This window comes from uncultured Nostoc sp. (genome assembly GCF_964245445.1).
In the GTDB taxonomy this organism is placed as follows: Bacteria; Cyanobacteriota; Cyanobacteriia; order Cyanobacteriales; family Nostocaceae; genus Nostoc.
Genome location: NZ_CAXTNE010000320.1, coordinates 1 through 8,368, shown reverse-complemented (window position 1 = coordinate 8,368; position 8,368 = coordinate 1). Strand labels below are relative to the sequence as shown.

6 protein-coding genes are annotated in these 8,368 nt (G+C 42.1%); 2 read left to right on the top strand and 4 right to left on the bottom strand.

Annotation, left to right across the window (positions count from 1 at the left end):
* Positions 1-377: 377 nt before the first annotated feature.
* Both ACFE90_RS33175 and ACFE90_RS33170 read right to left on the bottom strand, forming a co-directional pair.
* The gene (locus ACFE90_RS33175; protein ID WP_375506554.1) at positions 378-953 is read right to left on the bottom strand and encodes a single-stranded DNA-binding protein; all 576 of its coding nucleotides are present in this window, start codon (positions 951-953) and stop codon (positions 378-380) included.
* Positions 954-1,335: 382 nt separating this feature from the next.
* Positions 1,336-2,592 (bottom strand): FAD-dependent oxidoreductase, encoded by a 1,257-nt coding sequence (locus ACFE90_RS33170; protein WP_375506553.1) that lies wholly within the window; start codon positions 2,590-2,592, stop codon positions 1,336-1,338.
* Positions 2,593-2,835: 243 nt separating this feature from the next.
* On the opposite strand from ACFE90_RS33170, the gene ACFE90_RS33165 reads away from it, so the two are divergent.
* Together ACFE90_RS33165 and ACFE90_RS33160 are read left to right on the top strand one after the other, a co-directional pair.
* A complete protein-coding gene (locus ACFE90_RS33165; RefSeq protein ID WP_375506552.1) occupies positions 2,836-4,170 on the top strand; it encodes an ABC transporter ATP-binding protein in 1,335 nt (444 codons plus the stop codon).
* 782 nt (positions 4,171-4,952) lie between these two features.
* Positions 4,953-5,321: a hypothetical protein gene (locus ACFE90_RS33160; protein WP_375506551.1), complete on the top strand. Its 369-nt coding sequence runs from the start codon at positions 4,953-4,955 to the stop codon at positions 5,319-5,321.
* Positions 5,322-5,337: 16 nt separating this feature from the next.
* On the opposite strand, the gene ACFE90_RS33155 is transcribed toward ACFE90_RS33160, so the two are convergent.
* Both ACFE90_RS33155 and ACFE90_RS33150 read right to left on the bottom strand, forming a co-directional pair.
* On the bottom strand, positions 5,338-6,264 hold the full coding sequence (locus tag ACFE90_RS33155; RefSeq protein WP_375506550.1) for a phosphodiester glycosidase family protein: 927 nt from the start codon (positions 6,262-6,264) through the stop codon (positions 5,338-5,340).
* Between the two features lie 85 nt (positions 6,265-6,349).
* Positions 6,350-7,618 carry a DUF4912 domain-containing protein gene (locus ACFE90_RS33150; RefSeq protein WP_375506549.1) on the bottom strand — a complete coding sequence of 423 codons (1,269 nt, stop codon included), beginning with the start codon at positions 7,616-7,618 and terminating at the stop codon, positions 6,350-6,352.
* Positions 7,619-8,368: the final 750 nt, after the last annotated feature.

Genomic DNA, 8,368 nt, shown 5'->3' with positions numbered 1-8,368 from the left:
GTTTATGAAAGAATTGACGGCTGCTTTAAAGCGAGATGATGTTGTAGATTGAAAGGGCGTTATTGCACGAACAGGAAAAATGGTAAATTATATTTATAGTAATCTGATTTGATTCCTGAATTACTCGTAGAGACTCTTTACTGGGGACTGGGAAGAAGGAATAAAGATGTACTGAGTTTTTTTCACGCAATCAAATATGAGTCCTATATTAACTCTTTTTTATATACTCTTAGTTTGATTATGGGTAATAGTGCATAGTAACGATCAACTAAGAAAAAATAGCACATCCTAAAGGATGGCTATTTGTAAAAATTGTCTAATCGTAATACTTCCTGCTAAGTATGTAAGCAAATTGAATACACGCTCAACTAGCAAATTTAGAAGGGAATATCATCTGGATCTGGTTCTTCCTCTTTCACTGCTGGATAAGTGTTTCGCTCATAATTTGTAGGTTGGGGTACGGGTTCGTAAGTTTTCGTTTGGGGAGCAACGCCAACAGGATTTGTGGCTGGGGTAGGCGCTGGACGTGGTGACTCGTAACTAGGAACCTCTTTCTGTGCAGGACGAGATGCTGAAGATGTTTGTCTTGGAGCAGTTTCAGTGAATGATGGAGTTACGGTTGCTGAGGGTAATGGATCGGTATTAAAACTACCTCCAACAGATTGAATTTGTTGCACTGTCAATTCAGCGCGTTTTTCTTTAAAACCTTCTTGACGATCAACAGTATTCATAGTTAAACGTCCTACCAAGATGACGCGATCGCCTTGGTGGTAGTTTTGCTGAATTTCTGTCGCTAAATTCCCCCAGCCGACAACTTTCAGGGTGGCTGGCGGATCTTCTGGTTTCTGGGAATTGGGAAACTGCACCAGCATTTCTGTGACTCCCAGATTATCGGCTGTATAGCGGAGTTGCGGTTCGTTAATAATTTCCGCCATCAAAACGCAGCTGTTCATTAAAATTGCTCCTAGCTTAAAAATAGGGAGTGGGGAAGACGTATCTTCATACTAATAACGGTTCTTAATTGCATGGAATACAGACCTAACCCCCAGCCCCTTCCCTACTAGCGTTGGGGAGTAAGCCTCAAAGCCTCTCTCCTTTTAGGAGAGAGGAATGGAAGTGAGGTCAGATGTTTGCATTTTTTAATAATGTTTGAACAAATTTTCTACATCCACTCTGAGTTTTTAGTCCTTTCTAGCATAAAAGCCAAGCGATCGCTTTGAACAGCATTGAGTATGCCGCCCGCCACCCTCGCCTGACTAAATGAGCATTGAATTCTGTATGGAGTAGTATAATTGTACCATCCATTCATTAAATAGAAAAAATTCTTGGCAAAAATTAAGTCTTGACGTGAACTGGAAAAACACCCAAGGCAATCAACCTGGCTGGAAGGTCGCGCAAGATGGGTAAGCGCAAAAACGCAGGTGGTACAAAGGTGCGATTTGAGGTGAGAACCGGAGCAAATACTCGCTTTTGGATAAAAGTTTGAAACGCCTGAATGATGCGTGTGGGCAACTCGCGTTGACGTTGTACTTTTGCTAGATCGCTAAGTTGTACTTGTCCGTTTTTGAGCGGTTTGCTGAGTACATTCGCCGCGACTACAGCATCTTGAATTGCGTAATTAATCCCAACTCCACCAACGGGGGACATTATGTGAGCTGCATCACCAATGAGTAATAGTCCTGGATGATACCAGCGTTTGACCCGGCTGGACTCGACTGAGAGAAAAGCTATTTGTGACCAATCATGTAAATTTTGGATGCGTTGCTGGAATTCTGGAACTACTTCGACAACAGATTTTTTTAATTCCTCCAAACCCGCAGCCCGCAGTTGTTGATAGCCTCCCTTGGGGATGACATACGCAACTTGCCACTCGTCACCACGGTCAAGCATAGCGATGATTTTACCTTGACCAAAGCGCCCCATTCCCCCTTCTGGGTCTTCTGGCTGACGGGGTAGGCGAAACCAGAGGACATCCATTGGTGGCGAGGTTTCGATTGACTTAAACTCACCCAAGTGGCGTAAACGTGAGTGGCGACCGTCTGCACCAACTGTTACTATTGCCCGGACTTCATGCCAACCACCGCCTCCCCGATAGCGGACACCTTGAATTACGCCATTTTCCGTAGTTAATTCCTGCACATTCGCACCCATTACCAGATGGAAATTAGGATATTTTTGTGCTTCCTGGGTGATGAACTCCAGGAATTTTACCTGGGGAAGCATCGTAATGTAGGGGTAATGGGTTTTCAGATGACTAAAATCTGCCAATGTGACAGTATCTTGAGGAGTTTTAAACCTAATTTGGCGCATTTTGGTATGGGGGAGTTTTAGCAAGCGATCGCTAAGTCCTAATTCCTCCATAATTTCCATCACTGATGGATGAATCGTATCGCCGCGAAAATCGCGATCAAAGTCTTTGTGTGCTTCCAACAGCATCACCGAAATGCCTTGACGCGCTAACAACAGCGCCAATACTGCTCCTGCCGGGCCTCCACCCACAATGCAACAATCTGTGGTTTGTCCGTCTACAATGTCATGGATAGGGTTAATGCTTGGGTCTTGGGAAAGATTTTTAGGTACATCGGTAGTCATAACAACACCTCCTGATAGCCCTAAAATTCAGGATAATTTGCTTTTTATGGTGCAAGCTGTTTTTTTAACTTTTCGTATTTACATACAACGTCTATTTATGATTGGCGCTAAACTGTCATTGATCATTGGTCATTAGTTATTAGTCATTAGTCCAATGCCCAATGACGCCACTTGCTCCACTTGGGGAAACCCCAAGACCGCAGTGGCTCCCCCATGCCCAATCCCCAATGACAATAATTAGTTGTGTCCCAAGTTGTTTTAGAAAACGTTTATAAAAGTTTTTCCCCGCGTAAAGGGGAAGGTGTAACCTCACAAACCCAATCTACCCTCACGTTTGGGGAGAAAACTGATGCAGCGCAAGAACGTGCCGGAAGTGTTAACGTCTTGCGACGGATTAATCTGACGATCGCAGATGGCGAGTTTATAGTGCTGGTAGGCCCTTCTGGTTGTGGTAAAAGCACTCTGCTGCGCTTAATCGCTGGTTTGGAAGTGATGACTGGCGGTAATATCTGGATAGGCGATCGCTTGATCAATGACCTACCACCCAAAGAACGCGACATCGCAATGGTATTTCAAAATTACGCCCTCTATCCCCACATGACGGTGTACGACAACATTGCCTTTGGGCTGCGACGCAGACAATCGGGGAATAGGGAAAATCAGCATTCCCCACTCAGTACAGACGCGATTAATCGCGTCTCTACCCACTCCCCACTCCCCAATTGGACAGAAAATCTTTTTGTAGGGGCGACAAGAAATTTACCTAAAGGACTGCGCTACATTTCTGACAAAGAACGGGCGGTGGATGAACAGGTACGTAGTGTTGCCCAACTGTTGCAAATCGAAACATTGCTGAATCGCTTACCTAAACAGCTATCTGGGGGACAAAGACAACGGGTTGCATTGGGACGAGCGATCGCGCGTGACCCCCAAGTATTCTTAATGGATGAACCGCTTTCTAACTTAGATGCCAAACTGCGAGCAGAAACCCGCGCTCAAATTGTCAAATTGCAGCGCCAACTGGGGACAACGACAATTTACGTTACTCACGATCAAACAGAAGCGATGACAATGGGCGATCGCATTGCGATTATGTCTGAGGGTAAAATTCAGCAAGTTGCTTCTCCCTTAGAACTTTACAACCGCCCAGCCAATCTTTTTGTAGCAGAGTTCATTGGTTCACCACCGATGAATTTTATTCCTGTAGAATTTCATGCTCCACAGTTGATTACTCATTCCCAGTTTCGTTTCACCCTCCCAGAAGTTTGGGGAAGAGCTTTACAAAAATATGACCGGAAAGCTCTAATTTTAGGCATTCGCCCAGAACACTTGAACTTGAGTATGCCTGCTACCAAAAATATACCAGTGCAAGTAGATTTGGTAGAGAATCTCGGCAACGATTCCTTTCTCGCAGTTAAGATTGCCGAACCGGGATCTCAACCTGCTACTACCAATTACTTACAAGTGCGAATACCACCAGACCGATTTATACAACCAGGTGAGCAACTATGGTTATCGCTAACTCCAGAGAAAATTCACTTTTTTGACCCGGAAACTGAGCTAGCAATATTTCCCTAAAGTGCGAGCAGGGGGAGCAGGGCAGGGCAAACGCATCATGTCAACAAGAGGATTTTATTTTCAATAAGCTCTAAACTAGTCGCATTAATCCCTACTTATTGACACAAGCTTAGCAATCGCTTTGAGTCTTGAAAACTAAACCAAATGAGAAATGCTGCTAAAGTCGTTGGTTCTTTGCCTTGGTTGTGATCAAGAGTAATTTAGATGCGTTTGCCCTGGGGAGCAGGGGGAGCAGGGGAGGAAGAATCTAATGATCGCTTTCGTTCTAAAATTGAATAATTTAATTTCTGGAAATCCCCTAAAAGACGCTCCCAAATCGGAAATTAGTTTTGTCTCTTGCGTTGCGGAAGCGATCGCAAAGGGCCAAACGGAATCAGAATTGAGAGCGATTGTTTCAGATTGCGATCTCAAGGCAGAGCATCACAAATTTTATAATAAATTTAATTTATCCTTTTAACAAATAAGACTATTTGCTTTTATTGCATAAGTCGCTTTATGCTGAAATTAGCAGAGATTTGTACTTTGAACAAAAATCAACTTGGCTTGCGATTAATACAAGCCTTTGGCTGAGTAATTAACTTTGCAAATCTCTAGTGCAGCAAGGCGTAAATAAACATACCATTTAAAATGTCGCAAGAAGCTCGGAATACAATTATTTTGACTTCCGCCTTGCGGTACTAATGCTATCAAATTTAGGTATCTTGCTAGCATTCAAAGAGCAAACTAATACTAACTAAATTCCCCAAAAAAACTTTGATAGAACAAAGGAGAATAATAATTAAATGCTAGATCAGCAGATTGATTATCCTACCAGACCCAAGACAAGTGCAATGATCATGAAACTTTTCCAAATCACTCTAGTGGTCTTAGTACTGTTGATAAACTTAGCAATTGCTTTCCCCTCTTGGGCAGAAAAAGCGCCCTCTTTAACTAGTAATGCTGACTACTTTCAAGTAGGGCAAAAAGTCATTTGGCTTTACAAACCTCGTGCAGATTCTAGCGATGTCCAAAGAATTCCTGCCGAAGTAGTCAAGTTAAGTTCCAAGCAAGTGCAAATCAAGGTGTATAAACATAATCACGAATTTGTCAATCGTTGGGTGAATCCAAACAAGCTTGAGAATTTGCAAAAAGTTAAAGAGTCAATACTATAAAATTGAGTTATTATTTTTATTTTTTGTAAATCAAAAAAACTGAACCAATCGGCCCAAGGTTTTCTACATAAGTTTTTTGGTTATAATACAATCCTGGAGACATACCGCCATCAAATAATATCGCTTCTTGAATCTTACCTAAACAGTTATTGCTAGCAATACCTTCTAAGACATTATCAAACATATCTGGCAGTAACTCTTGATTAACTTGAGATAATTCAATATCTGAGTTAGCTTTCAAGTCATTAACTAATAAGATTACATAGCCTTGATTAGTGATAGCTGCCATAGAGCGGTTTTTAGCATTTTTACAAGCAAATTCTCCTAAATCTTGACAAATATCTTTAAATTTACCCTGACGATAGAATCTGCCATTACCACCCACTAAATTGTAATTGAGAATATCACTTTTTCTTCTACCAGCTTGGATAGTAGCCTGTCGCTGATTGGGTGTACCTCCAGATATCCCAAAGGAAGAACGCTTATTTTTAAATGCTCCCGAATACTCGACACCACGAGAAACATTTAAGCCTTGTGGTTTATCATCAGTATCTATGTAGTCGGCATTAATTGCGGCAATGGGTAGCTGTCCGTTTAATTTGGCATTCTCATCGCCGATGAGTTCACGAAACTGTTTTGGTACATATTCTTTACGCAGTTTCCCTCTAGCATCTTTGGCATAGAGTTTATGAGATAGACCAACATTAACTTTGAAATCTAATTCTGCTGATTTGGGATTAAAAATAATCACATTGTTAATACCTCTTTGATTTCTTTTACCTTGATTATTAGTTTTAAAAAAATCAATGCTGAACTTAGCATCTTTGCCAGGGCAAGTTTTAGATGCTTTTGGGACTGAATTTGCTTCAATCTCTTGACAACCTGATAATAAGGTTGCACCAATTATCAAGATAAATAACAAAAATAATTTTTTCGTAGACATACTAATGCAAAAAAAACCGCTACAGAATTACTATAGCGGGGAATAATTTAAAATTTCAGTCTGGAGTTTATCTTAAAACCAAAACTTAAGAGAACCATTCTAAAACAGCTTCTTCTTTGGTGTTGGTATTTCTAGATGGTGTCTCACGATTAAATTTCATCTGAATTGACCGGGTTTGCTCACCATCAGCAGCTACAGCCAAAATTGGATAGTCAATTAAACCATCTTGGAAGGACATCTGGAAGCGAAATGTTCCATCTGGATTTAGCTGAATTGGACGGCCAGCAATGGTTACGGTAGCATCGGGTTCGGTTGCACCGTAGACTATCAACTCAGCATCGGCAATTAACCAGAACTGGCGCGGACGCACTGGTACGGCGGAAGCTGAGAAGCCAACACCTGACATTCCTGCACCGGAAGCGGTTAAGCCTGACACGGTAGGAACTGCCCACATACCCACACCAGATGGGAAAATGTAGGAGCTGATAGCTTGTTCAGGACGCGCTGAACCTGGTACTTGGTGCTGGGAACCGAAGATAGAACCAGCTACCCGTAGTGCTTCGGCAGATTCGGCTAAACCAAAGATTTGGTCGTAGATGGGGTTGCCGTTAACGTTACCATTGACAACAGCATTACCATTGGCGGTTGCTGCAACCTTCTTGGCAGGTGGTACGAGTTCGTACTGAGTCTTACCACGCAAATCTTCTTCAAAGTTGACAGTGATAAAGACATCCTCAATCCAGTCAGAAGGATAAACGGGAGGAATGTGTACTTTAGCAGAACGAGCAAGTACTAACCAGCGTCCATCAGCAGCACGATAACCGATATCGATTACATAATCGCGATCGCTAACTGGAACTGGCAGATACCATTCTCTAGCTAGTTCATCAGCAGGATATTCTTGAATGCTGTGGGGACTTTGGTATTCGATATTGATGTCGGTGACATCATAAATCCGTAGTGCGAGTTGTTGTCCTCCTTGTCGGCGCAGTTCCTCTTTATGCTCATTGGGAATATCCCAGTAAGTGTAAGCCCACTGAGGATCGCGTGGTAAGAGTACAATCCGGCTTTCACCATAGCCAGAGGGCAAATCTGCGAGTCCTTCATCAACATCAGCCAAAGATCCACCAGTCCGATCTTCCTGACCTAATTCAAACTTTGCAGCTTCCACGGTTTCCTGTGCCTCCAATGAACGAGATGGACTAAGTAAATTTTTACTGCGCTGGACTTCTTGAATTGATGCCAGTAATTGTGATTTACGCATTCGGCTATACCGAGAGATGCTATATTCGCTAGCAACTTTGCGTAGTTGGCGTAAGGTCATCTCTTCTAGTGGCGGGCGTTCTTTTGCCATTATTTTGGCCTCCAGTAGTTTAAGCGGTAAATGATTTCCCCTGGTTAAAGAATGCTATATAAAATGTCATCCACTCCAGATGAATTTCTTATCCTGACTCCTGGTTTTGCCCAGTTTTTAAGGTTTTTTAGTCTGTTTTTAAATTGGGTAACTTCCAATCAATTCCTTAGTTATGCCAAAATTAGCATTTCTTTGGGATCGGGGAAGTTTTATCTGTTAAGTCAATATTAACCACTAAGCATATCTAGGGATCAAGGGGTTTCCATAGGTTTTTGCCTGTTTCACGAATTTATAAGCCCTTCTGGGATCGAACTGTCATGATTTCATAACATTGATAGCTAGCTAGAGGTTGAGTAATGGTAATAATGTCAAATTTTAATGACAATTGCGTTTTGGGCATTGAATCCACGACTATAGGGCTTCTGGGTTGAGTCCAATATAGACCTAACCCCCAGCCCCTTAAGAGCGAGCGTTGGGGAGTAAGATTCAAAGCTTCTTTCCTAAAAAGAGAGAGGTCGGAGTGTATTGCATACAAAGGGCAAGCGCGATCGCTATGATTCAGTTGACATCATCTTAGGAATCTAAAAAAGGGCGATCGCTCCCGGCACAAATTCACCAACGTATAGTATTTTACAAAAAAATTACTGCTATCTCTGTATTTCTGGGTCTGGGAACAATAATATTTTTTATGTTTTTCTACAAATTAATTCTCTGCCCATAAGGGACTTCCAAATAAAAAAATATCCCATC

What these genes read in the sequence shown, in the direction of transcription:
- ACFE90_RS33175 (WP_375506554.1), bottom strand. Translation starts at nt 953, where the DNA reads ATGAACAGCTGCGTTTTGATGGCGGAAATTATTAACGAACCGCAACTC.
- ACFE90_RS33170 (WP_375506553.1), bottom strand. Translation starts at nt 2,592, where the DNA reads ATGACTACCGATGTACCTAAAAATCTTTCCCAAGACCCAAGCATTAAC.
- ACFE90_RS33160 (WP_375506551.1), top strand. Translation starts at nt 4,953, where the DNA reads ATGCTAGATCAGCAGATTGATTATCCTACCAGACCCAAGACAAGTGCA.
- ACFE90_RS33155 (WP_375506550.1), bottom strand. Translation starts at nt 6,264, where the DNA reads ATGTCTACGAAAAAATTATTTTTGTTATTTATCTTGATAATTGGTGCA.
- ACFE90_RS33150 (WP_375506549.1), bottom strand. Translation starts at nt 7,618, where the DNA reads ATGGCAAAAGAACGCCCGCCACTAGAAGAGATGACCTTACGCCAACTA.